Here is a 23,134-nt window from a genome sequence, read left to right as displayed (position 1 = left end):
GGGCCGCACCTTGATCTCTAAAATCGGTTCAGCGCGCTTGCGTGCTGGCCTCTACATGCCAGGCCTGGTAGCGCTGCGGCATAACGAAGCGATCATTGCCATGAAAGATCGCCTGAAGGCCAACGGCAAGGCCCCCAAGCAGATCATCTGTGCTGCAATGCGTAAGCTGCTGCATTTCGTTTACGGGGTGCTCAAATCGGGACAACCATTTGACCCAAAACTTGCACTTGCCCGGTGAGAGTCAAGACGGTATCTACATGGGGGGCGTGCAGGTCAGTGATTGACCCGCCCCAATACGATGCGTAGCCTTGCGCATTCGAGGTTCTTCGGTATTTGCCGAAGCTAAGAAGGGAACGCGGTCGATGCCGCGGCTGCCCCCGCAACTGTGAACGGTGATGTTCGCTGCCACGCCACTGCACGCTCAAACCTTTGAGCCCGCGGGAAGGCGCAGCGGACGCCAGTCAAGCGATTGGCACACCGTCAGCCAGGAGACCTGCCTCGATACAGATTCTCACTACAACCGGGCGGGGTGATCCGGTGGCGAACGCTTCCGGCGCGCGTGTGCGTTGCCGGTTCTCGTCCCGTATGCCCGCCACCTTGCCAAAGGGCATCCGATGAAAACACTGGCCAAACTTCCCGTCACCATCGTTACCGGCTTCCTCGGCTCGGGCAAAACCACCTTGCTGCGGCACATGCTCGACAACGCCCAGGGCCGCCGCATCGCGGTGATCGTCAACGAGTTCGGTGAACTCGGCATCGACGGCGAAATCCTCAAGCAGTGCTCCATCGGTTGCACCGAAGAAGAAGCCAATGGCCGCGTTTATGAACTGGCCAACGGCTGCTTGTGCTGCACCGTCCAGGAAGAGTTCTTCCCGGTGATGCGCGAGTTGGTGGCCCGTCGCGGCGATCTCGACCACATTCTCATCGAAACCTCGGGCCTTGCCCTGCCAAAACCGTTGGTCCAGGCGTTCCAGTGGCCGGAAATCCGCAGCGCCTGCACCGTCGACGCGGTGATCACCGTGGTCGATAGCCCTGCCGTGGCCGCTGGCACCTTCGCCGCGTTCCCGGATCAGGTCGACGCCCAGCGCAAACTCGACCCGAACCTGGACCACGAATCGCCACTGCACGAACTGTTCGCCGACCAACTGGCCAGCGCCGACCTGGTGATCCTCAACAAGGCCGACCTGATCAGCCCGGAAGACCTGGCCCGCGTACGCCTGGAGGTCGCCGAAGAACTTCCGCCGGCGGTAAAAGTCATCGAAGCCAGCAGCGGTCGCCTGCCACTCGATGTGCTGATCGGTCTCGGTGCCGGTTCTGAAGAACACATCGACAGCCGTCACAGCCACCACGATCACCACCACGACGGTGATGACGATCACGACGACCACGATCACGACGCCTTTGACTCGATCTCCATCGAACTGCCGCAAGCCGACGAAAGCCTGCTGATGGACGCGCTGACTCAATTGGTGGTCCAGCACGGCATTCTGCGCGTCAAAGGCTTCGCCGCTATCCCGAACAAACCCATGCGCCTGCTGATCCAGGGCGTGGGCACGCGTTTCGACAAGCACTTCGACCGTCAGTGGGGTGCCGATGAAGCGCGCAACACGCGTCTGGTGTTGATCGGGCAGCAACTGGATGCCGCGTCGCTCGAAGCGCAACTGCGCGCCGCGCTCAGCGTGTAAGCCATGCACCTGCTCAGGACCCAGCCCGGCGGTTTCGTGTCGGATGACAACATTGCCGACCTCGGACAAACCCCCGCCGAGCTGGTGATCCTGTGCAGCGGCGACTCCAGCCTGGCGCTGCTCGCCGAAGCGGCGCAGCAGTTGCCCGACGATTACCCGAGCGTGCGTCTGGCCAATCCGATGCAGGTGCAGAATCACGCCTCGGTCGATCTGTATGTCGACGAAGTGCTGCGCTATGCCAAGGTCATCCTGATTTCGTTGCATGGCGGGATTGCCTATTGGCGTTACGGCGTTGAGCGGTTAGTGGAGCTTTCGCAACGGGGCGTGCAACTGATTCTGGTGCCGGGCGATGACCGACCGGACCCGGAGCTCAGCGACCTGAGCACCGTGCCCCCTGAGGACCGCGACCGTCTCTGGCATTTTCTGCGTCAGGGCGGCATGGCCAATGCCCTGGACCTTTTTCGCTGTCTGGCCAATCGTTGGTTAGCCCGGGATTACACCTGGTCCGAGCCGCAAACCCTGCCGCGCACGGCGATTTATCATCCGCACAAAAGCCCCGCAACGCTGAAAGATTGGCAAGCCGAATGGCAGGCCGATCAACCAGTGGCGGCGGTGCTGTTTTACCGCTCGCATTTGCAGGCGGCGAACACCGGTTTCATCGATGTTTTTTGCCAGCGTTTGCTGGCAGCGGGACTGAATCCGCTTCCGATTGCGCTGGCCAGTTTGAAGGAGCCCGGCTGCCTGTCGGTGGTCGAGGATTGGCTGGACGAAGTCGAGGCCGGGGTCATTCTCAACACCACCGGTTTCGCCCAATCGAGCCCTGAAACACCGCACTTGCGACCGTTTCGCCGCAACATCCCAGTGATTCAGGCGATTTGTGCCCAGGACAACGAACCCGGTTGGCGCGCCAGCGAACAGGGCCTCGGCCCGCGGGATCTGGCGATGCACATCGCGCTGCCGGAACTGGACGGGCGCATCATCAGCCGACCGATCAGCTTCAAGGATTTGGCATGGCGCAGTGAGCGCAGCCAGTCCGATGTGGTCTGCTACCGACCGCAACCTGAACGCATGGATTTTGTCGCCGAACTGGCGCGGCGCTGGATCGATCTGGCGCGGCTGCCGAACGCTGAAAAGCGCGTGGCACTGATCCTCGCCAATTACCCGACCCGCGACGGTCGTATCGGCAATGGCGTCGGTCTGGACACACCCGCAGCGGCGCTGAATATCCTGCGTGCGTTGCATGTCGATGGTTATCCGTTACCGTCTGAATTGCCGGACAGCGGCACTGCGTTGATCCAGCAATTGCTCGGCGGCGTCAGTAACGACCTCGATACCCTTGATCAGCGTCCGTGCCAGCAAAGCCTGGCCATGGGCGCGTATTTACAGATGTTCAACGCGCTGCCCGAAGCCAATCGCCAAGCGGTGCAGGATCGCTGGGGCACGCCCGAAAGCGACCCGATGTGCCGCGGCGGACGCATGATGATTGCCGGGTTGCGCTTCGGCCTGACCTTCGTCGGCATCCAACCGGCGCGGGGCTATCAGGTGGACCCGAGCGCGGTGTATCACGACCCGGACCTGGTGCCGCCGCACGGCTACCTGGCGTTCTATTTCTGGTTGCGCAACACCTACGGTGCCCACGCTGTGATTCACGTCGGTAAGCACGGCAACCTTGAATGGCTGCCGGGTAAAGGTGTCGGGCTCTCGGAAAACTGCTGGCCGGATGCACTGCTCGGGCCGTTGCCGAACATCTATCCATTTATCGTCAACGATCCGGGCGAGGGCGCTCAGGCCAAGCGTCGCACCCAGGCGGTGATCATCGATCACCTGATGCCGCCGCTGACCCGGGCTGAAACCTACGGCCCGTTGCGCAACCTCGAACTGTTGGCCGACGAATATTACGAAGCGCAATTGCTCGACCCGCGCCGCGCCCGTGAATTGCAGCGCGACATTCTGCAACTGGTGCGCGAGACCCATATCGACCGCGAACTGCAGCTGGACGAAAAGCTCGACAGCGATGCCGACGCGGCGATCTGGCTGCCGCGCCTCGATACTTACCTGTGCGACTTGAAAGAGTCGCAGATCCGCGACGGCTTGCACGTGTTTGGCGAATCACCGACCGGGCACCTGCGTATCGATACCTTGCTCGCGTTGCTGCGTATTCCCCGGGGCGATGGTCGTGGCGCGCAATCGAGTTTGCAGCGGGCGTTGGCGAAGGCGTTTGCGCTGGGTTTCGATCCGCTGGATTGTGCGCTGGCTGACCCGTGGACCGGGCCACGTCCAATCGCCTTGTTGTCGATCAGCGATGAGCCCTGGCGCACCACAGGCGATACCCGCGAACGCCTCGAATTGTTTGCAACACAACTGATCTCGCAGACGTTGAATGCAACCTGTGGGAGCGAGCCTGCTCGCGATGGTGTCTCAGTCGACACCAATGCGCCTGACACTCCATCTCGAGCAAGCTCGCTCCTACAGGAGACTGGCTGGAGCGAAGTGCAGGCCATCATCGACAGTCTGCTTCAAGTCATCGCGCCCCGGCTGGACGCCTGCGGCCCGGCAGAAATGCGCGGTCTGCTGGATGCCCTGAGCGGTCGCTTCGTTCCCGCCGGCCCCAGTGGTGCGCCAAGTCGCGGACGCCTGGACGTGCTGCCAACCGGTCGCAACTTCTATTCGGTGGACGTGCGCAACCTGCCGACCACCACCGCATGGCGCATCGGCTTCCAGTCGGCCAACCTGATTCTTGAGCGTCATTTGCAAGACCATGGCGATCACCTGCGTCAGCTTGGCCTGTCGGTCTGGGGCACGGCGACCATGCGCACTGGTGGCGACGACATCGCCCAGGCCATGGCGCTGATGGGCGTGCGTCCGGTCTGGGCCACGGGCAGCCAGCGGGTCGATGATTTTGAAATTCTGCCGCTGAGTTTGCTCGACCGCCCACGTGTGGACGTGACCTTGCGGGTATCGGGTTTCTTCCGTGACGCTTTTGCCAACCTTATCCGTCTGTTCGACGCTGCCGTACAAGCGGTCGCCGCGCTGGATGAGCCGGACGATCTCAATCCGCTGGCGGCCAAGGTGCGTGCCGAGCGCGAGGCATTGTTGCAATCGGGGCTGGACGAAGAAGCCGCTCGGCGTCAGGCCGGTTGGCGCATCTTTGGCGCCAAACCCGGCGCCTATGGTGCGGGCGTGCAAGGTGCCATCGACGGTCGCTTGTGGCAGAGCCGCGAGGACCTGGCCGAGGTGTACCTGAACTGGGGTGGTTACGCCTACGGTGGTTCTGACGAAGGCACCGCCGCCCGTGAGCAATTCGCCCAGCGCCTGAGCCAGGTGCAGGCGGTGCTGCAAAATCAGGACAATCGCGAACACGACCTGCTCGATTCCAACGACTATTACCAGTTCCAGGGCGGCATGCTCGCGGCGGTGGAAAGCCTGAGCGGTGAAGCGACGGCCAGTTACCACGGCGATCACAGTCAGCCGGACCTGCCGAGAATCCGCACGTTGAAAGAAGAACTGAATCGAGTGATTCGTTCCCGTGCGGCGAATCCGAAGTGGATTGATGGCGTTAAACGTCACGGCTATAAAGGCGCGTTCGAAATGGCCGCGACGGTTGATAATCTGTTCGCCTTCGACGCCACCACGCAACTGATCGGCGATCACCAATATGCGTTGCTGGCCGATGCGTATTTACTCGACCCGAGTACCCGGGATTTCGTGCGTGAGCATAATCCTCACGCCCTGCGGGACATGACCGAGCGCATGCTGGAAGCGCAGCAGCGCGGAATGTGGAAAGACCCGGGTGAGTATCGCGAGGCGCTGGAGAATCTGTTGCTGGATATAGAAGAAGACAGTTAGTGCGCAAAACCCTGCGAGAGATGGCGATCCTTTATTCGACGATGATGTTGAATGTGATGGCCTCTTCGCGGGCTAGCCACGCTCCTACAGGCACGCGCTATCTGTAGGCGCGTGACTTGCCCGCGAAGGCGTACTGATGATCACCACCGACCATGATGAGAACCCCGACATGACCGACACCCCCCATTTCCCGCTCTCCGCCGTGGTCGGCGCCGACGATCTGAAACTCGCGCTGTACCTGACCGCCATTGACCCGAAGATCGGCGGCGTGCTGATCGAAGGCCCGCGCGGTATGGCCAAGTCGACCCTGGCTCGTGGCTTGGCGGATCTGCTCGCCAGCGGTCAATTCGTCACCTTGCCCTTGGGTGCGACCGAAGAGCGTCTGGTCGGCACGCTCGACCTCGATGCGGCCTTGAGCGAAGGCCGTGCGCAATTTTCCCCTGGCGTGCTGGCCAAGGCTGACGGCGGTGTGCTCTACGTCGATGAGGTCAATCTGCTGCCAGACCATCTCGTTGACCTGCTGCTCGACGTGGCCGCCAGTGGCACCAACCTTGTGGAGCGCGATGGCATTTCCCACCGGCATTCGGCGAAGTTCGTGCTGATTGGCACCATGAACCCGGAAGAGGGTGAACTGCGCCCGCAACTGCTCGACCGCTTTGGGCTGAACGTGGCGCTCGGCGGCCACACGGTGCCAGCCGAGCGTGGGCAGATCATTCGTCGGCGTCTGGCTTTCGACAGCGATCCACACCGCTTCTGCGCCGAGTGGGAAAGCCAGCAGCAGTCGCTGCGTGAACGTTGCCAAAAGGCGCGCATCACGTTGGCCAACATTCCACTTGACGATGCGGCGTTGGGGCAGATTACCGAGCGCTGTTTTGCTGCCGGTGTCGACGGCTTGCGCGCCGACCTGGTCTGGTTGCGAGCAGCCCGGGCCCACGCGGCATGGCGTGGGGTAACTTCCATCAGCGCAGAAGATATCGACGCAGTCGCCGAGTTCGCCTTGCGCCATCGTCGTCGCGAACATTCAGCACCGGCACCGCAACAACCCCATGCGCCACAATCACCGGCCACGCAGAATGCCAACCCGAGCGAAGGCCAGGGTCAATGGGGCGAAATGCCGGCGCAAGCGTTGCCGGTCGGCGCTCGACGTGAAGTGCCGAGCTGGCCAAAAAAAGCCTTAGGCATTCGCCCTCGATCTGATGCGGGGGCGAATGCCAGACCCCGCGCGGGACGGCTCGACCATGGTAAGCAGGGCAAGCGTCACGCGGCGCGAAGTGGTTCGATCAATTGGCCCGGCACTTTGCTGAACGGCCGCCCGCGCCAGCGCCAGGACGTATTGTTCCAACTGCGTACCCGCTCAGCCCATGAGCTGTGGTTGGTGATTGTCGATGCTTCCGCCTCGACGCGTCGCCATCAGGCATTGAGCGATGCCAAAGGCTTGCTCGCGCAACTGTTCGACGATGCCTATCGCCAACGCGCGCGTCTGGCCTTGTTGACTGCCAGCGGCGCGTTGCCGAAATGGCAGGTGCAAGGACTGAAAGCGTCCAGCGGCTTGCGTCACTGGCTCGATGGACTCGGCGCGGGCGGCGGCACGCCGTTGCTCGCCGCGCTGGGTGAAGCGGGGCGCTGGCTGGGAGTACGGCACAAGCGCTTCCCGGCGGAACAGCAACGGTTGTTGGTGGTGACTGATGGGCGCTTGAAGGAATGGCCATCGTTGCCCGCGCTCGATTGTCCGGGGCTGGTGATCGACATTGAGCGCGGGCCGATTCGCCTTGGGCGCAGCCGGGTATTGGCGGCGCAGTTGCAGTCCGAGTATCGGCATATTGATGATTTGCGTTGAAGCAAAAAGATCGCAGCCTGCGGCAGCTCCTACATGTGAATGCGTGCAGCCGCAGGCTGCGATCTTTTGATCTTACTTACTCATCGCCTGCCGGTACTGCCGGGTGCGTCGGGCAACGTGCAACTGGTCGCGAATCAATGCCCAGATCGCCGAAACCCTTGGCCGGGTCTTGCGTCCACGGCTGAGCTGAAGGAGCTGAAACTTCACCACCGCCATGCTCGCCAGCGCCGCCAGTGGTTTGCGTTTCCAGCGAATCGGCGGCAATTGCGGATGGGTGTTTTCACCTTCGCGCCAACGCTTGACCAACTGCGGTTCAACGGCCAGCGCCGTGCCGATCCCGGCCATGGCGATGCCGCTGTCCAACACCTGTTCGACAATCGCCAGGCGCCGAATCCCGCCGGTCACCATGACCGGCATGCGCGCCACACGCGCCAGGTCACCGGCCATTTCCAGAAAGTACGCTTCGAGCGCCAGGGTCCGGCCGTCACGAGCCTCGCCTTGCATGGCCGGTGCTTCATAGCTGCCACCGGACAGTTCCAGCAGATCGATCTGTTGATCGTTGAGCCACAAGATCACCTGGCGGGCGTCGTCGGCGTCGAAACCACCGCGCTGGAAGTCTGCCGAGTTGAGTTTCACCGCCACGCAGAACTGCGGCGACACGGCTTTGCGCACCGCGTCGACCACCGCCAGCAATAAGCGCGCGCGGTTTTTCAGTGAACCGCCCCAGCGGTCGGTACGGCGATTGGTCAGCGGCGAGAGGAACTGGCTGAGCAGGTAACCGTGCGCAGCATGAATCTGTACGCCGGTGAATCCGGCCTTTTCCGCCAGTGCGGCGCTGGTGGCGAAACGCTGAATCACCTCGTCGATATCGGCCTCGCTCATAGGTTTGGGCTCGGCAAACATCTTCGAAAACTGTCCCAGATCCAGCGCCACGGCGGACGGTGCCAAGGCTTGCTGGCCGAGATTGGCCATGGTCTGACGCCCAGGATGATTGAGCTGCATCCAGAACTGCGCGCCACCGGCCCGACCAATGCTGGCCCACTGACGAAAGCGTTCGAGGTGTCGTTCATCTTCCAGCACCACGCCGCCGGGGCCGGTCATGGCGCGGCGGTCGATCATCACGTTGCCGGTCAGCAACAGCCCGGTTTCGCCCTCGGCCCAGGATTGATACAAACGAAACAACGCGAGGTCGGGGGCCTGATCGGTGTCGGCAAGGTTCTCTTCCATGGCAGCTTTGGCAATGCGGTTACCGACGGTCTGCCCGTTGGGCAAACTCAACGTTTGGAAGGGTGACATGCTTGACTCCTCATCAGTGAAGCGTAGAGGCTAAGCTTAAAGTTAACTTTAATGTCAAGCAGGCAAACGAGGCGGTCATGAAGATTGGTGAATTGGCGCAGTTGAGCGGATTAACCGCATCGCGCATCCGGTTTTACGAGGCGCAGGGCTTGATCCTTCAGGTTGAACGTTCAGCCAACGGCTATCGGCGTTATTCGTCGCAGGCATTGCAAACGCTGCAGATCATCCAGTGCGCCCAGCAGGCCGGTTTTAGCCTGGAAGAACTCAAGCAGTTATTACCGGACACCGCGACGGGCGCGTTCAAGCACGATGAGCTGCTGGCGGGGCTCGAACGCAAGATCGAGCAGATTGAAGAAATGCAACGGCACCTGGCGCACAGCAAGGCGCAATTGCGGGGGTGGATCGACACGATCCTCGATCGACCCGATGGGATGAGTTGCAATGAAAATGCTGAACGGGTGATGACCTCATTCAAACACTAAGGCCGGTTGAGGGGCGGGAATCGGATGGCGCATCAGCGTGCCCACCACCAAGGCCCCCAGCAGTCCCGCGAGCCCCGCGACCCAAAGCAGCAAACTGAAACCTGCGACAAATGCTTGCCGCGCCAGCGGTTCAACCACGGCGCGCGTCGCCTCGGGCACCAGGCTCAGCGCGGCGCTCATGTCCCCGGCCACCACCCGCGAGGCAATGCCCTGGGTTTGTCCGAGCAACAGCGCGCCCTGGGACGACAGGTTCGCGTGCAACTGCTGTTCGGTATGGCCGGCGAGCAAGGCACCGTATACGCCGATGGCCAGCATTACCGCGCTGAAACGCATGGTGGTGCTCATGCCCGACGCCATTCCGGTGCGTTCGCGAGGTACGCAGGCCATGATATTTTTCTGCGTGTCGCCATTGAGTAATCCCGCGCCTGCACCCGTCACCGCAATCGCAAGCGAGAAGGGCAGGTATCCGCCGCTGTTGACGGCCCAGGCACTGAGCAGGTTGCCGATGCCCACCAGCGTCAGCCCGATGGCCATCATGCTGGCTGGCGTCAGTCGGCCCGCCAGGCGTGCACCGACACGCGGAAAGATCAGCATGGTCACGGCAAACGGCAGCATGCCCAGTCCCGCCCAAATCGCGCTGAAACCCAACCCGTTCTGCAAATAGAACGGCAGCATGGTCATCATCACCTGAGCGCACGCGGCGTAGGCGAACATGCCGAGCAAGGCACCGATGAAGCGCGGATGCCGGAACAGTTGCAGGTCGATCATTGGCCGCTGCTGCACACGTTCGATCAGCACGAACAAACCCAGCAACAGCGCACCGCCGACCAGACGGGTGTGGGTGACGGGGTTGTTCCAGCCGATCCGGTTGGCTTCGATCAAGCCCCAGATCAAGCACAGCAGGCTGGCGCTGAAAGCCAGGCTGCCCCACGGGTCGAGACGCGCCGCGTTGGCATCGCGGGATTCCGGCACTGCACGCCAGACCATGAACATCAAGAACAAACCCACCGGCAGGTTGAGGTAGAAAATCCAGCGCCAGCCCACGTATTCGGTAATCAACCCGCCCAACGTCGGCGCGGCGGTCATGGCCACGCCCATGCAACCGCCCCAGAACGCCCAGGCCTTGGCCCGTTCCACTTCATCGTGGAACGTGTGGCCGATGGAGGCCAGCGCCGAGGTCAACAGCAAAGCGGCCCCGACGCCCTTGACGGCCCGGGCGATATCAAGAAACAGCGCGTTGGGCGCTGCGCCGCAACCCAACGAGGCGAGAATGAAAATGCCCAACCCCCAGATCAGGGTTTTCTGTCGGCCAAAGCGGTCGGCCAGGCTGCCGGCGGGCAGCAGCAGTGCCGCAAAGGCCAGCATGTAGGCGCTGACAACCCATTCGATATCCGCGAAGTTTGCCCCCAGATCCCGTGCGATGCTCGGTAAGGTAACGGCGACGATGTTGGTGTCTAGCACGATCAACGCACACACGGCGGAGGCGGTGAGCAAGGTCAGGCGCGGGCTCACCTTGGGTTTGACGGACATGGCAGGGGTTCTCTACTGTGAGGTTGCGCACAGCGTATCGCTGGCTGACGGCTCCTTTGTTAGGTGCGCATCATCACTTCATTACCTTTGAGCTAATGCACCGATGGACATCCGCCACTTCCGTTACTTCCTTGCCGTTGCCCGTCACCGCAATTTCACCCGTGCCGCCGAGCAATTGGGGATCGCGCCGCCGACCCTGACTCGGCAGATCCAGGACATGGAGACCGAGCTGGGTACACGCTTGTTTCTACGCCAGGCGCGGGACGTGAGCCTGACCGAGGCCGGTGCGGCGTTGGTGATCGAGGCCGAGGCCACGGTGCGGCAATTCGAGTCGGCCCAACGTAATGCCCAGCGCGCCGGGCGCGGGGATATTGGTCATATCGAACTTGGTTACGTCGCCTCGGCGGTGTACTCGGGGCTGCTGCAAAAACAGGTGCAGGGGTTTGCCGGCGAGTATCCGGACGTCAGCCTCAATGTGCGGGAAAGCCCTATGGCCAGTCTGCCCAATATGATCCTTGAGGGCCGGTTCGACCTGGGTTATATCCGCTGTCCGCTGGCCTTGCCCGAAGGTATCGAAGCCGTGCGCCTGAGCACCGAAGGTTTTGTACTGGCGCTGCCCGACGACTCGTGGCTGACCCGTTTGCCGGTGATCAACTCGGCGCATTTACAGAATGAACACTTCATTCTTCCGGAGCAGGTCGTTGGCACCTTGCAAGTTGCCGCCCAGGGCGACTTCGTGCCGAAGCTGGGGGCGCAGCCGGGCGGGTTGGTGGCGGTCATTGCTTTGGTGTCGCTGGGTCAGGGTGTGGCGGTGGTGCCGGAATCGGTGGTTGGCCATGTCAGCTTACCGAATGTGGTGTACCGGCAGATCAAGGACTGCAACGCCACGGCGTGGCTGGCGTTGATTCATCGGCGGTTTGAGAAGTCGCCGGCGGTGGTGCGTTATATCGAGCGGGTGAAAAATGGTTAGAAGCATCGCGAGCAAGCTCGCACCTACAGGGAATTTTGTGAGCGACGCAGATCCGGTGTGGGAGCGAGCCTGCTCGCGAAGACGGCAAGGCAGTCGAAGCAGATTTCACTGATGAAAGGTATACCGATCCTTCCCCGTATGTTTTGACTCATACAGCGCTTCATCGGCCTTGAAACACCCAGGCCAGGCCAATGCTGATGGTCATCGAGTGTCGGGTCGGTTGTCCACGGACCACTCGACACAACTCCCAAGGCCTCGACGTCTCCGCGCCGCACGCCGGCCAGGTAAATCGCAAATTCTTCGCCGCCCTGGCGCGCGTATTCGAAGAGGCTCATCACCGCTTTGATATCCGCCGCAACGCGCTTGAGCACTTCCATCTTCAATGACTTTGTACATCGTCAACTTTGTTCTGGTGCTGATTGTCGAGAATCACCTGGCCCCAGGGTCGGTAGCGCAGGGAAAACACTGCAGTTGGATGGCAGCCCGGCGCTGCTGCATTCAGCGTTGCCGGTTCAGCGCGAAACGGCTTGCCCTCCGCGCTGACCTGTTGAAACGCTTCCTGCACGATACCGATGGAGCAGGGCAGTGCCCTGGCGTAATGGTCCCGAACCAGTGACGGCAAACGTCCTGTGCCGGCACCGTCCTGCCACCAGACCTGAATGCCGTCGCTCGCCACGACACCCAGCCATTGCCCATTTACCTGCGGCGCGAGTTTGCCGACGCTGAACACGCTGATATGCAGCGGCGCATCGAGTTTACCGGCGAAGTCCTTGAGTTGGCGTTGCAGGGTTTGCCGGCGATCAAGCGGCAAAAAGTGCTGGTCATCCAGTTCCATGGGCAGATACCAGCCGCTGACCGGCAGTTTCCAGTCCTCGCGCAGCTTCTGCTGTTGGGCCAGTGACTGCCCAAGTTGTGCCTGCCAATACGCCGCCAACCCGGCGCTGTCCAACGCGTCGATGCGCTGGTAGTAGGCCGGGTCCATGCTCAGGCCCAGTACCAGTTTCAGGCCTTGTTCCCGGGCCAGTTTCAAGCTGTTGGCGAGCCAGCCGTTGGCACCACCGAAATCAGAATCGCCGTAGGCGGTCCATTGCACAATCACGGTGTGGGTGCCTTGTTTGGCGGTGTCACGCCAGACCTGACGCCATTGCGCCTGACTGAGGCTGGCGTCGACATTCAGCGGCTGATAGAAAATCCGCTCATCGGCGCGGATCGCCGCGCTGCCGAGGAGCAGGCAAATAACCAATAGAAGTCGGCTCATCAGAAATTTAACTCCACGCCCAGTAGCACACCGTTGCCGCCCTCGTACAGATTGCCGCCTAGCGATTGCTGATATTCGGTGCGAACCGTCAGGTGCGCGCGGTAAGCGTTGTAGATGTCATCGTCGAACCACCATTGCCAGCGCAGGCCGATACCGGTGCGCAAGTCCTGGCGCCAGTCGTTGCTCGGGTCCTGGGTGGCGAATTCGAGAAAACCGTAGGGCATGAGGGTTTGTGCGCCATTGAACGGCAGTTTCCAGGTGTGACCTTGCTGGAAACGTGACAGCCATTGATGGTCGCCGGCCTTGGTCCACCACGCCGCATCCAGATAAAGGAAACGTTCCTCCCAATCACTTTCATCGACGCGCCAATCGTTACGGAAGCGCCCCTGATCAAGGAACGATGCCGTGGCGCGCAGCAGGTAATCGGTGGTCGTGTGCCCATCCTGACGGTGGTCGTCGACCTGATCCGAAAGCTTTTCGGGAATCAACATCTGGCCAAGGCTCAGGCCATGATTGTCCTGGTCGTCGAATTGACTTTGCTTGTAGATCTCACCGTAGAAATTGATGTTCGCCGTGCCCCAAGGCTTGTAGCGCAGGCCGACACCGGTGCCGATTGATTCGGCATAGCTTGTTCGCCCGACCCCACCGAGCAACACGCGCCCGTAGACTGACAGCGTGCTGCCAGCCCGACTCGGTTCTTCGCCCAGCGCGTGGTCCCACATGGCCAATTGCACGTTCTGCGACGTCGAACGGCGACTGGAATCGGTGGTTTTATCGGGGCGCAGGAAGTCGTTGGTCGAGACCCCGGCCGGTGACCAGGTGCTGGCGATGGTGCGCGAGTCGCGACGGGACAGGGTTTCGTGGGCGCGGCGCTGACGATAACGCCGGGCCTCCATGCTGCCGTCTACATCGTCGGCCGCTACCGGGTGTTGTTCCAGGTCGATCACCCGGCGCAGTTCATTGCGTGCCGAGGCGCTGTCTGCGACTTCGTCATAACGCCAGGCGAGGGTTTCACCGAGTCGATAATCCTCGGGGAAATCCTGGGTGGCACGTTGCAGATACGGAATGGCTTTGGCGCGTTCTTCCTTGTTCGCGGCACCGGCCAGGCGCATGCCGTAATCGGCACGATAACGCGGGTTGTTTGGATCGAGTCGCACCGCCTCAGCCAGCCATGCGGTGCTTTGCTCCGGTTCGCCAGCCTTTTGCGCGGTGACCGACGCCGCATAAAAATGCCCGGCGTCCGGCGACTGTTGCAGGGCGGAACGTTGGCGTTGCAGGGCCAGTGCATGATCGCCCCGAGCATCGGCAATCGCTGCGCCCAAGGCCCATTCGTTGGCACCACGGCTGCGGCTTTGCTGCCAGTAACGCTCGGCAGCGGGCAGGTCGCCCGCCGTCAGGGCGCTGCGACTGGCGGTGAGTCGGGCGTTATCGCTGAGTTCCGCCTCGGGAATGTTGCGCCAGATCGCCAATGCCCCAGCCGAATCACCGGCCGCTTCGAGGGCGTAAGCCAACGGCAAGCGACTACTGCGATCGCCAAGGTTTTCTGCCTGTTGGTAATAGACGATGGCTTCGCCGGGGCGATCGGGCATGGCACAGCGGCCCAGTGCGCGGAAGTCGCCTGGTGCCTGCGGGTGCGCGCCAATGGCTTGTTGTACGGCGACGCATTGCCCGTTCTCAGCCAGTTGCGCCAGCAGTTGGCCGCGGGTGGACGAGTCCACACGATTGAGCAATGAAACCATGCGTTGCTGTTGTGCTGGCGTCGGTGTGGACGAGGCATACAGCCCGGCCAGTCGTTGCAGCATGGCCAACGGCAGTTTGCCGTCGTGACGGTCATAAGCGTTTTCGAGCAACTGTTGTGCGTGATCACGTTGGCCGGCATTTAACGCCAGATAGGACGCTTGGTTCAGTGAACTGAGGTCGCCGGTCTGCTGATAATGCCGCTCCCAGAGTGTCGCCGCTTCCGTATTGCGCCCCAGGGCCTGGAGCAGTTCAGCCCGGCGTTTGACGACGTCGGCGGTCTGCGGCTGGCCGGCGAGCCAGGCCATGACTTTACCGGTCTGGCCTTCGTGCTGCCAGACGTCCAGCAATTGCGCTTGCCGGCGGCTGTCCCAGGGTTCCGGCAGCCGCGTGCTTTGTAACAGCTCTGTGGCTTGCAGGCGTTGGGCCAGAACCAGCCAGGTTTGCGGGTCTTCATCAGGTTTGCAGGTACGCAGTTGCGCGAGCGCTGCTTGCGGGTCGCGTCGGGACAACCATTCGGTGGTTTCCAGGCACGGGCGCTGCAATTCGCCACTCAAGCGTTTAACGGTGTCGGTGTCGCCGGTCTGCCTGGCCAATTCCCACAGACGCTGACGTTGCGCGGGATCGGCGAGATCTTCCGGCGGCAGTGACTGCATCCAGCGCTGCGCCTGCTGGAGATTGCCCATGGCAATGGCCCGGTCGACCATGGCCAGTCGAGCCTTGCGTGCCGCCTCCGGGCTCGGCGCCTGTTGCAGCAGTTGTTCCAAAGGTTTTTCGTCGAGACGTTGCACATAAGCGTTGGCCAATCGTTGCCAACCTTGCGCGTCTAACTGTTTGCTCGCCGCCAGCGGCGCCAGTTCTTCGATGGTGCCGTTCCAGTCGCGCAACTGCTCGGACCAATTGGATCGGGCCAGTTGCAGAATTCTTTGATCACCCTTGGGCGCCAGTTGCGCCAGCCATTCATGGGCCCTGCCTGCGCCACCGAACTTGGCCAGGCTTAGGCTGTAGGCCTGCCACAGGCGAATGCGTTGGGTCAGGTTGCTGCTGGCGATCCACTGTTCCACTTGTTCGCTGCCCGGGGGATCCTGTTCGATCCAGGTCAAGCGCAGGTTGAGCAGGGCCTCGCTGTTCTCGGGGTTATCCGGCAATGCTTGCACGGCGTCCTTGTAGCGCCGTTGCTTGGCCAGCGCTTCCACCAGCAGCGCTCGCGCCTCATCGTTTTTTGGCACCAGGGTCAGCAGGTGGCGCATCAGCCGTTCGACTTCGGCCCAGTTGCCTTTTTTCGCTTCGCGGTAGCTGCGGTCCATGTACGGGAAGCTGCGAAATTGTTCGAAGTCAGTCAGCGGTTCGGCCTGCAGGCACATGGCGGTGCCAAGACTCAGCAACAGGCTGCCGACGAGCAGGGCATGGCGATTGCCAGGTTTCATTCGACCTCCCTGACAATGTTGTAGGCGGCTTGCTGTTCGCTGGCCTGCTCGACCAGTGCTTGTTCGAGTACTTCCTGGGTAATCATGCCGCGAGAGATCAGGTGTTGACCCAGCGACATGTGCTCGGCGTCGAAGTCGATCAGCGCCTGATTGAACAGGCTTGGCGGCACCATGCCGCGCACTTGCAGCAGATTGCCCAGCAACACCTGATGCAGGCCTACGCGTTCGAGCAAGGCCTCATCATCCTGATGACGCTCCAGCACGTCGAGCATGTGATGCACGTCCGCATTCTGGCGCGGGCTGGCGTACCAATGGCGAATGCCCAGGGTGACGCGTCCCTGTGGCGCCAGACGACAGCGCACCGGGCGTTTCAATTGGCGGCTGATGGCACCCAGTGACACCTGGCTGACCGGCCCTTCGGAGGCCAGCACCAACATGTCGCCTTCCTCGGCGACCGGCAGTACGCCGTAGTGGGAAGCGACTTTGCGTGGCACAAGATCGATCAGGCGTTTGTCGAGTTTGAACGGGTTCAGCGGTGCCCATTCCATGTCTAGCTGCTCGGCCAGCACCTCCACCAGTTGCGTGCTGTTGATGTGCCCGCGCAGCAATAACTCATGGCCAAGCCGACGCCGTATCGGGTTGGTGATCGCGGCCTCAAGTTGTTCTTCAGTCAGCAGGCCTTTTTCCACCAGCCGATGGCCCAGCGGTGTGCGCTGGGCTTTGGTCAGGGCCGGGAACTCATGGGTGGTTTTGTCCCAGGCCACACGACGCGAGTCGCCCATTTCCATGACCTGGCGCAATGCCCGCAGGTTGGCGAAGAAGTTGACGAAGTTGCTCCACATCATTCGCGGTGCCGACAACAAGCCCTCGACTATTCCGTAATAGCGGGTGACGAACCAGCCTCGCTGAAACAGCCGATTGAGCAACATCAAGCCGTTGAGCCAAAGCAGGGTATGCAATAGCGGGCTGTCGGAGAGAATCGACGGATAGCGCCAGGCGTTCGGCGCAATGATCGTCACCAGCCACATCGCCAGCAATACCAGAAACAGCAGGTTGACCAGGAAGCTCAGCAGGTAAGCGATCAGGCCGCGCCGGTCCCGCCAGAGAAAATAATTGAGCAAGCCATGGGGGCTCCAGCCAATGTTCTTGGTGCCCTGAAAGACGATGCCGACGATCCAGCGTGATTTCTGTCTGATTGCGTGGTGCAAGTCCCGGGGGAAATGCTCGCGCACGCAGATCACTTGGGAAAACGCCCGGTTCATGCCAAACACCCAAGGTTGTTCCAGCGCCAGCTTCGGGTCGGTCACCGAGTAGCGGGCGAAGATGCACCTCATGCCTTTTTGCTTCAGGCGGAAGCCGATGTCGTAGTCCTCGGTCAGGCTCTGCACGTCGAAGGCAATGCCATCGCCGTCTTCGAGCAGGGCGCTGATGGCTTTTCGGCTGAAGCAGGTGCCGACACCGGCGCTCGGCACTTGCCCGGTCATGGCTTCGCGGACGATCACGTCCTTGCCATGGTTTTCGGCAAACTCGTCGACATAGTGCCCGGCGGTGAAGCCTCGCCATTCCGGGGCGTAGGGGTAGACCGGAATCTGGATCAGGTCTTTGGCGGGTAACAAGTAGTTGAACAGACGCAATTCCATCGGCGAAATCACGTCTTCGGCATCGTGCAGGATGAACCCGGCAAACTGGATTTTTGCGTCGCTTTCAAAGCGCAGAATTGCGTCGATGACGTTATTCAGGCAATCGGCCTTGCTGGTTGGACCGGGGCGCGCGCAGACCACTTTGTGCACGTTGGGATAGTGCTGGCAGACCGCATCGACGTCGGCCTGGGTCTCGGCGTCGTTGGGGTAGGTGCCGACGAAAATCTGATAGTTCTCGTAATCGAGAGTGGAAGCGGCCAGGCGCGCCATTTCACCGACCACGCCGACTTCGTTCCAGGCCGGCACCATGATCGCCAAGGGTTTCTCGGCAATGGCGTAAAGCCGTTCTTCGTCGGCGCGCTTGAATTTTTCATAGATCCGCCAGCGGCGGATCAACTTGCGGCCCCAGTACACCAGGTCGATGAACAGGTCATCGAGCCCGAGCACGAACATCATCAAGGCCAGGGCGATTGCGAGGTATTTGAGGCCGAAAAGCACATAGGCAAAGAAGTCGACAAAAGCCAGGCTCATACCGGCTTTCCCGCCACCGAGCGGTGTTTCAGCCAGGCGCAGAGTCGGTTGGCGATGCGTTCGCTGGCGTGCCCGTCGCCGTAGGGGCTGTGAACACGGCTCATGCGCTGGAAGGTGTCGTCGTCATCCAGCAACAGGCTGGCCTCTTTGACGATACGGTCGGTGTCGGTTCCTACCAGCAGCACGGTGCCGCCTTCGAGCACCGAAGGCCGCTCGGTGACATCGCGCAATACCAGCAGCGGTTTGCCGATGGCGGGGGCTTCTTCCTGAATGCCACCGGAGTCGGTGAGGATGAAATACGAGCGGTCCATCAGCCAGACGAAATGCTGATAATCCTGCGGTGGTACCAGGTAGATGTTGTGCTGGTCTGACAGCACGCTGTACACCGCCTTCTGCACTTGCGGGTTGAGGTGCACCGGGTAGACGAACTGCACGTCCGGGTAGCGCTCGGCGAGGGTGGCCAATGCGAGGCAGATGTTGCGGAAACCTCCGCCGAAATTTTCCCGGCGGTGCCCGGTGATCAACACCAGTCGTCGCTCGTCGTCGTGTATTGCCAGCGCTGAATCGGCGGCAGGGTGCCAATGGGTTTCCTGTTGATGGTTGCGCATCCACACCAGTGCATCGATCACCGTGTTGCCGGTGACTTCGATGTTGGCTTTGGGCACGCCTTCGCGCAGCAGGTTGTCTTCGGATTTGGTGGTCGGCGCAAAATGCAGGTCGGCGATGACCCCGGTCAGGTGTCGATTGGCTTCTTCCGGCCACGGCGCACGCAAGTTACCCGTGCGCAGGCCCGCCTCGACGTGACCGATGGGCAAGTGGCGATTGAAGGCGGCGAGGGCGGCGATGAAGCTGGTGGTGGTGTCGCCATGAACCAGCACAATATCCGGGTGCACCCGTTCATAAGCCTGGTCGAGGTGCTTGAGCAGTTGTTCGGAAAGGCCATTGAGCGTCTGGCCCTGTGTCATCACTTGCAGGTCTTCATCTACCGTCAACTCAAAGGAATCAAGCACCTGCTTGAGCATTTCCCGGTGCTGGCCGGTGGAGCAGATATTCAGATTGATACCCGGCCAATTACGCAGGACCCGCGCCAAGGGTGCCATCTTGATAGCTTCCGGACGGGTGCCGAAAACCATCATAACTTTGAAGGACATGAACCCTCCTGGGACTACACACGTCGGTGATGAGGCTGTTAAGACCGGTTATCACTTGAACATTGAATAAAGCAGTCGAACCAAGGGTTGTCCAATGCCGGCTGGGCTTTGTAAAGAACGAGAAAACGACCCGACCATAAAGGTTTCGATTGATGACCTATGAGCTGGAGTTCTCGGAAAAGACCTGGAAGGAGTGGAGGAAGTTGGGCGGGAACCTGTAGGACCGGTTTAGAAAGAAGCTTCAGGAGCGACTTGTACATCTACACGTTCCGGCTGATCGACTGAGCGGGCTTGGAAATGCTTACAAGATCAAGTTGCGTAGTGCTGGTTATCGAATGGTTTATCGGGTTGCAGACGAGGTGCTGATTGTTACGGTGATAGCAGTAGGAAAGAGAGATGAGGAGATGTGTACAAAGATGCCGACGCACGCTAGGCCGTTAGAACTTCACTTGATCATTTCAGGAACACTTACGCACCCATTGTGAACTTGATACTCGCCATCCGTAGCCTTCGGTAGCGTTTTCAAACTCACACCTTTCGTAACACCCTTTCGCGGTTTCACGCATCCATTTGATTCAAAACAATTTTCAATCTCCCCCACATTCCCTCCACATCCTGTGGCACACTTTCTGCTGTCTATTCCGTTGTTACATACCTGGTTCCGGTATAGCGGAATTTACATCACCCTGGAGTGCTTGCCATGCATCGCCGACCTTCCTTGTTCAAAGCGTGTGTTTTTCTATTCGCAGCTTCTGCTGCTGCCGTGGGCGTGGCCCAGGCGGCGGACAGCAAGCTCGATAGCGTTCTGGCCCGTGGCAAATTGATTGTAGGCACTGGCAGCACCAATGCGCCGTGGCACTTCCAGGGCGCAGATGGCAAGTTGCAGGGTTTCGATATCGATATCGGGCACATGATTGCCAAGGGTCTGTTCAATGACCCGGACAAGGTCGAGTACGTGGTGCAGTCGTCCGATGCGCGGATTCCCAACCTGCTGACCGACAAGGTCGACATCAGTTGCCAATTCATCACCGTCACCGCCAGCCGCGCTCAGCAAGTGGCGTTCACCCTGCCGTACTACCGCGAAGGCGTCGGCCTGCTGTTGCCGGCCAACAGCAAATACAAGGAAATCGACGACATGAAAACCGCCGGTGATAGCTTGACCGTGGCGGTGCTGCAAAACGTGTATGCCGAAGAGTTGGTGCACCAGGCGCTGCCCAAGGCCAAGGTCGATCAGTACGACAGCGTTGATTTGATGTACCAGGCCGTGAACTCGGGCCGTGCCGATGCAGCGGCCACCGACCAGTCTTCGGTGAAATACTTGATGGTGCAGAACCCAGGCCGCTATCGCAGCCCGGCCTACGCCTGGAGTCCGCAGACCTATGCCTGCGCAGTCAAGCGTGGCGATCAGGACTGGCTGAACTTCGTCAACACCACTTTGCATGAAGCCATGACCGGCGTTGAGTTCCCGACCTACGCAGCGTCGTTCAAAAAATGGTTTGGCGTCGATCTGCCGTCCCCGGCTATCGGTTTCCCCGTCGAATTCAAATGACCCCGTGAGAACGGGGCGGTTCTGAATCGCCCTGTTCAAGGTACTGCCGACCATGAACTATCAGTTGAACTTTGCCGCCGTATGGCGCGATTTCGACACCTTGCTGGCGGGGCTCGGTCTGGGCCTTGAACTGGCACTGGTGTCGATCGCCATTGGCTGCGTGATCGGCCTGCTGATGGCGTTTGCTTTGCTGTCGAAGCACCGCGCATTGCGGGTGCTGGCATCGGTGTATGTCACGGTGATTCGTAACACGCCGATTCTGGTGTTGATTCTGTTGATCTACTTTGCATTGCCGAGCCTGGGGATTCGTCTGGATAAAATTCCCTCGTTCATCATCACCTTGTCGTTGTACGCCGGGGCCTACCTGACCGAAGTGTTCCGTGGCGGGCTGTTGAGCATTCCCAAGGGCCAGCGTGAAGCCGGGCTGGCGATCGGTCTGGGCGAGTGGCAGGTCAAGGCCTACGTCACCGTGCCGGTGATGCTGCGCAATGTACTGCCAGCGTTGTCGAACAACTTCATTTCGCTGTTCAAGGACACCTCGCTGGCGGCGGCGATTGCCGTGCCGGAGCTGACCTACTACGCGCGCAAGATCAATGTCGAAAGCTACCGGGTGATTGAAACCTGGCTGGTGACCACAGCGCTCTATGTTGCGGCCTGTTACCTCATTGCCATGATGCTGCGTTACCTCGAACAGCGTCTGGCGATCCGCCGATAGGAGCCCTCCATGTACGAATCCCCCAGTTGGTTGCATGAGTTGTGGGTCGCCCGGGAAGTGCTGTGGCAAGGCTTCCTGACGACCGTGCAGTGTTCGGCGCTGGCGATTTTGCTCGGAACGGTGATCGGCGTTTTCGCGGGTCTGGTACTGACCTACGGCAAATTCTGGATGCGCGCACCGTTTCGTTTTTACGTCGACGTGATTCGCGGTACGCCGGTTTTTGTGCTGGTGCTGGCCTGCTTCTATATGGCGCCGGCACTGGGCTGGCAGATCAGCGCGTTCCAGGCCGGTGCATTGGGCCTGACGTTGTTCTGCGGTTCCCACGTCGCTGAGATCGTGCGCGGTGCGTTGCAAGCATTGCCGCGTGGGCAGATGGAAGCGAGCAAGGCCATCGGCCTGACGTTCTATCAGGCGCTCGGTTATGTGCTGCTTCCCCAGGCGCTGCGGCAGATCCTGCCGACCTGGGTCAACTCGTCCACCGAGATCGTCAAGGCCTCGACACTGCTGTCGGTGATCGGCGTGGCCGAGTTGCTGCTCAGCACCCAGCAGATCATCGCCCGGACCTTCATGACCCTGGAGTTTTACCTGTTCGCCGGTTTTCTGTTTTTCGTCATCAACTACGGCATCGAATTACTCGGCCGGCACATTGAAAAGCGGGTGGCTTTGCCATGACTCAGACTCAAACCAATGCACAAAACGGCCAACCCCTGCTGGACATTCGTGGCCTGCACAAGCGTTACGACCAGCTCGAAGTGCTCAAGGGCGTCGACCTGACCATGCAGCGCGGCAACGTGGTCACGCTGATCGGCTCCAGCGGCTCGGGCAAGACCACGCTGCTGCGCTGCGTGAACATGCTCGAAGAATTCCAGGGCGGGCAGATCATGCTCGACGGCGAATCCATCGGCTATGACGAGGTCAACGGCAAACGCATTCGTCACCCGGAAAAAGTCATTGCCCGTCATCGCGCCATGACCGGCATGGCGTTCCAGCAGTTCAACCTGTTTCCGCATCTCACCGCGTTGCAGAACGTCACCCTGGGCTTGCTCAAGGTGAAAAAACTGCACAAGGACGAGGCGGTGGCCTTGGCGGAAAAATGGCTGGAACGTGTCGGCTTGCTGGAACGCCGCGATCACTTCCCGGGCCAGTTGTCCGGCGGTCAGCAGCAGCGCGTGGCGATTGCCCGGGCGATTGCGATGAACCCGAGCCTGATGCTGTTCGACGAAGTCACTTCGGCCCTCGACCCGGAGCTGGTCGGCGAAGTACTCAGTGTGATCAAGGGCCTGGCCGACGAAGGCATGACCATGCTGCTGGTCACCCACGAAATGCGTTTTGCGTTCGAAGTCTCGGACAAAATCGTGTTCATGAACCAAGGGCGCATCGAAGAGCAGGGGCCACCCAAGGAACTGTTCGAACACCCGAAATCGCCGCGACTGGCGGAATTTCTCAAGAACACGCGCTTTTAAACTTTCATTTTCAATCA

General features: G+C 60.7%; 14 protein-coding genes, 4 pseudogenes and 1 riboswitch. Of the genes and pseudogenes, 11 read left to right on the top strand and 7 right to left on the bottom strand.

Features of this window, described 5'->3' with window-relative positions; translation table 11 throughout:
• The 4 genes and pseudogenes from KUF73_RS27620 to KUF73_RS27605 form a co-directional block, all read left to right on the top strand.
• Positions 1-238 (top strand): annotated as a pseudogene (locus KUF73_RS27620) (IS110 family transposase); the annotation flags it as partial.
• Between the two features lie 64 nt (positions 239-302).
• Positions 303-516, top strand: a riboswitch (cobalamin riboswitch).
• Positions 517-614: 98 nt separating this feature from the next.
• Complete coding sequence (gene cobW / locus KUF73_RS27615; RefSeq protein WP_218441126.1) at positions 615-1,685, top strand: cobalamin biosynthesis protein CobW; 1,071 nt, start codon at positions 615-617, stop codon at positions 1,683-1,685.
• A gap of 3 nt (positions 1,686-1,688) precedes the next feature.
• Positions 1,689-5,531 (top strand): cobaltochelatase subunit CobN, encoded by a 3,843-nt coding sequence (gene cobN, locus KUF73_RS27610; protein WP_218441125.1) that lies wholly within the window; start codon positions 1,689-1,691, stop codon positions 5,529-5,531.
• Positions 5,532-5,700: 169 nt separating this feature from the next.
• A pseudogene (locus KUF73_RS27605) lies at positions 5,701-6,568 on the top strand (ATP-binding protein); the annotation flags it as partial.
• 872 nt (positions 6,569-7,440) lie between these two features.
• Here the strand turns inward: KUF73_RS27605 and KUF73_RS27600 are convergent.
• Positions 7,441-8,664, bottom strand: coding sequence for an NADH:flavin oxidoreductase/NADH oxidase family protein (locus KUF73_RS27600; protein ID WP_218441124.1), 1,224 nt, complete (start codon positions 8,662-8,664; stop codon positions 7,441-7,443).
• Between the two features lie 77 nt (positions 8,665-8,741).
• Between KUF73_RS27600 and KUF73_RS27595 the strand changes: the two genes are divergently transcribed.
• Positions 8,742-9,146 (top strand): MerR family transcriptional regulator, encoded by a 405-nt coding sequence (locus KUF73_RS27595; RefSeq protein WP_218441123.1) that lies wholly within the window; start codon positions 8,742-8,744, stop codon positions 9,144-9,146.
• Here the strand turns inward: KUF73_RS27595 and KUF73_RS27590 are convergent.
• Entirely contained in the window at positions 9,132-10,676 is a 1,545-nt protein-coding gene (locus KUF73_RS27590; protein WP_218441122.1) for an MFS transporter, read from the bottom strand. The two genes, KUF73_RS27595 and KUF73_RS27590, sit on opposite strands and share 15 nt — an antisense overlap.
• Positions 10,677-10,779: 103 nt before the next feature.
• Here KUF73_RS27590 and KUF73_RS27585 point away from each other — a divergent pair, with 103 nt between their 5' ends.
• The gene (locus tag KUF73_RS27585) at positions 10,780-11,646 is read left to right on the top strand and encodes a LysR family transcriptional regulator (protein WP_218441121.1); all 867 of its coding nucleotides are present in this window, start codon (positions 10,780-10,782) and stop codon (positions 11,644-11,646) included.
• A gap of 105 nt (positions 11,647-11,751) precedes the next feature.
• Here KUF73_RS27585 and KUF73_RS27580 read toward each other — a convergent pair.
• The 5 genes and pseudogenes from KUF73_RS27580 to wecB all read right to left on the bottom strand — a co-directional run.
• A pseudogene (locus KUF73_RS27580) lies at positions 11,752-12,020 on the bottom strand (GGDEF domain-containing protein); the annotation flags it as partial.
• Positions 12,021-12,025: 5 nt separating this feature from the next.
• Positions 12,026-12,904: a DUF4434 family protein gene (locus tag KUF73_RS27575; RefSeq protein ID WP_218441120.1), complete on the bottom strand. Its 879-nt coding sequence runs from the start codon at positions 12,902-12,904 to the stop codon at positions 12,026-12,028.
• On the bottom strand, positions 12,904-16,068 hold the full coding sequence (locus KUF73_RS27570; RefSeq protein WP_218441119.1) for a phage receptor: 3,165 nt from the start codon (positions 16,066-16,068) through the stop codon (positions 12,904-12,906). The genes KUF73_RS27575 and KUF73_RS27570 overlap by 1 nt, the downstream gene beginning before the upstream one ends.
• Positions 16,065-18,239 (bottom strand): cyclic di-3',5'-guanylate-activated glycosyltransferase NrfB, encoded by a 2,175-nt coding sequence (gene nrfB / locus KUF73_RS27565; RefSeq protein ID WP_218441118.1) that lies wholly within the window; start codon positions 18,237-18,239, stop codon positions 16,065-16,067. The genes KUF73_RS27570 and nrfB overlap by 4 nt, the downstream gene beginning before the upstream one ends.
• Positions 18,236-19,390, bottom strand: a complete 1,155-nt coding sequence (wecB, locus tag KUF73_RS27560) for a non-hydrolyzing UDP-N-acetylglucosamine 2-epimerase (RefSeq protein ID WP_218441117.1) — start codon at positions 19,388-19,390, stop codon at positions 18,236-18,238. Before wecB ends, nrfB begins: the two co-directional genes overlap by 4 nt.
• Before the next feature lie 152 nt (positions 19,391-19,542).
• Between wecB and KUF73_RS27555 the strand changes: the two are divergent.
• The 5 genes and pseudogenes from KUF73_RS27555 to KUF73_RS27535 all read left to right on the top strand — a co-directional run bounded on the left by KUF73_RS27555 (position 19,543) and on the right by KUF73_RS27535 (position 23,117).
• Positions 19,543-19,823: pseudogene (locus tag KUF73_RS27555) on the top strand (type II toxin-antitoxin system RelE/ParE family toxin).
• 267 nt (positions 19,824-20,090) lie between these two features.
• Positions 20,091-20,939 (top strand): transporter substrate-binding domain-containing protein, encoded by an 849-nt coding sequence (locus tag KUF73_RS27550; RefSeq protein WP_218441116.1) that lies wholly within the window; start codon positions 20,091-20,093, stop codon positions 20,937-20,939.
• 52 nt (positions 20,940-20,991) lie between these two features.
• The gene (locus KUF73_RS27545) at positions 20,992-21,654 is read left to right on the top strand and encodes an amino acid ABC transporter permease (RefSeq protein WP_007941741.1); all 663 of its coding nucleotides are present in this window, start codon (positions 20,992-20,994) and stop codon (positions 21,652-21,654) included.
• Positions 21,655-21,663: 9 nt separating this feature from the next.
• On the top strand, positions 21,664-22,326 hold the full coding sequence (locus KUF73_RS27540; RefSeq protein ID WP_218441115.1) for an amino acid ABC transporter permease: 663 nt from the start codon (positions 21,664-21,666) through the stop codon (positions 22,324-22,326).
• On the top strand, positions 22,323-23,117 hold the full coding sequence (locus KUF73_RS27535; protein WP_218441114.1) for an amino acid ABC transporter ATP-binding protein: 795 nt from the start codon (positions 22,323-22,325) through the stop codon (positions 23,115-23,117). The genes KUF73_RS27540 and KUF73_RS27535 overlap by 4 nt, the downstream gene beginning before the upstream one ends.
• Positions 23,118-23,134: the final 17 nt, after the last annotated feature.

The organism is Pseudomonas sp. PD9R (genome assembly GCF_019200975.1).
Classification (GTDB): Bacteria; Pseudomonadota; Gammaproteobacteria; order Pseudomonadales; family Pseudomonadaceae; genus Aquipseudomonas.
Note: the sequence above shows the minus strand (reverse complement) of the source record. Positions and strands in the feature narration are given on the sequence as shown.

Bases quoted from the DNA above. Each gene is read 5' to 3' on its own strand.
- cobW (WP_218441126.1), top strand. From the start codon at position 615: ATGAAAACACTGGCCAAACTTCCCGTCACCATCGTTACCGGCTTCCTC.
- nrfB (WP_218441118.1), bottom strand. From the start codon at position 18,239: ATGAGCCTGGCTTTTGTCGACTTCTTTGCCTATGTGCTTTTCGGCCTC.
- cobN (WP_218441125.1), top strand. From the start codon at position 1,689: ATGCACCTGCTCAGGACCCAGCCCGGCGGTTTCGTGTCGGATGACAAC.
- KUF73_RS27590 (WP_218441122.1), bottom strand. From the start codon at position 10,676: ATGTCCGTCAAACCCAAGGTGAGCCCGCGCCTGACCTTGCTCACCGCC.
- KUF73_RS27575 (WP_218441120.1), bottom strand. From the start codon at position 12,904: ATGAGCCGACTTCTATTGGTTATTTGCCTGCTCCTCGGCAGCGCGGCG.
- KUF73_RS27600 (WP_218441124.1), bottom strand. From the start codon at position 8,664: ATGTCACCCTTCCAAACGTTGAGTTTGCCCAACGGGCAGACCGTCGGT.
- KUF73_RS27540 (WP_218441115.1), top strand. From the start codon at position 21,664: ATGTACGAATCCCCCAGTTGGTTGCATGAGTTGTGGGTCGCCCGGGAA.
- KUF73_RS27550 (WP_218441116.1), top strand. From the start codon at position 20,091: ATGCATCGCCGACCTTCCTTGTTCAAAGCGTGTGTTTTTCTATTCGCA.
- KUF73_RS27595 (WP_218441123.1), top strand. From the start codon at position 8,742: ATGAAGATTGGTGAATTGGCGCAGTTGAGCGGATTAACCGCATCGCGC.
- KUF73_RS27585 (WP_218441121.1), top strand. From the start codon at position 10,780: ATGGACATCCGCCACTTCCGTTACTTCCTTGCCGTTGCCCGTCACCGC.
- wecB (WP_218441117.1), bottom strand. From the start codon at position 19,390: ATGTCCTTCAAAGTTATGATGGTTTTCGGCACCCGTCCGGAAGCTATC.
- KUF73_RS27535 (WP_218441114.1), top strand. From the start codon at position 22,323: ATGACTCAGACTCAAACCAATGCACAAAACGGCCAACCCCTGCTGGAC.
- KUF73_RS27570 (WP_218441119.1), bottom strand. From the start codon at position 16,068: ATGAAACCTGGCAATCGCCATGCCCTGCTCGTCGGCAGCCTGTTGCTG.
- KUF73_RS27545 (WP_007941741.1), top strand. From the start codon at position 20,992: ATGAACTATCAGTTGAACTTTGCCGCCGTATGGCGCGATTTCGACACC.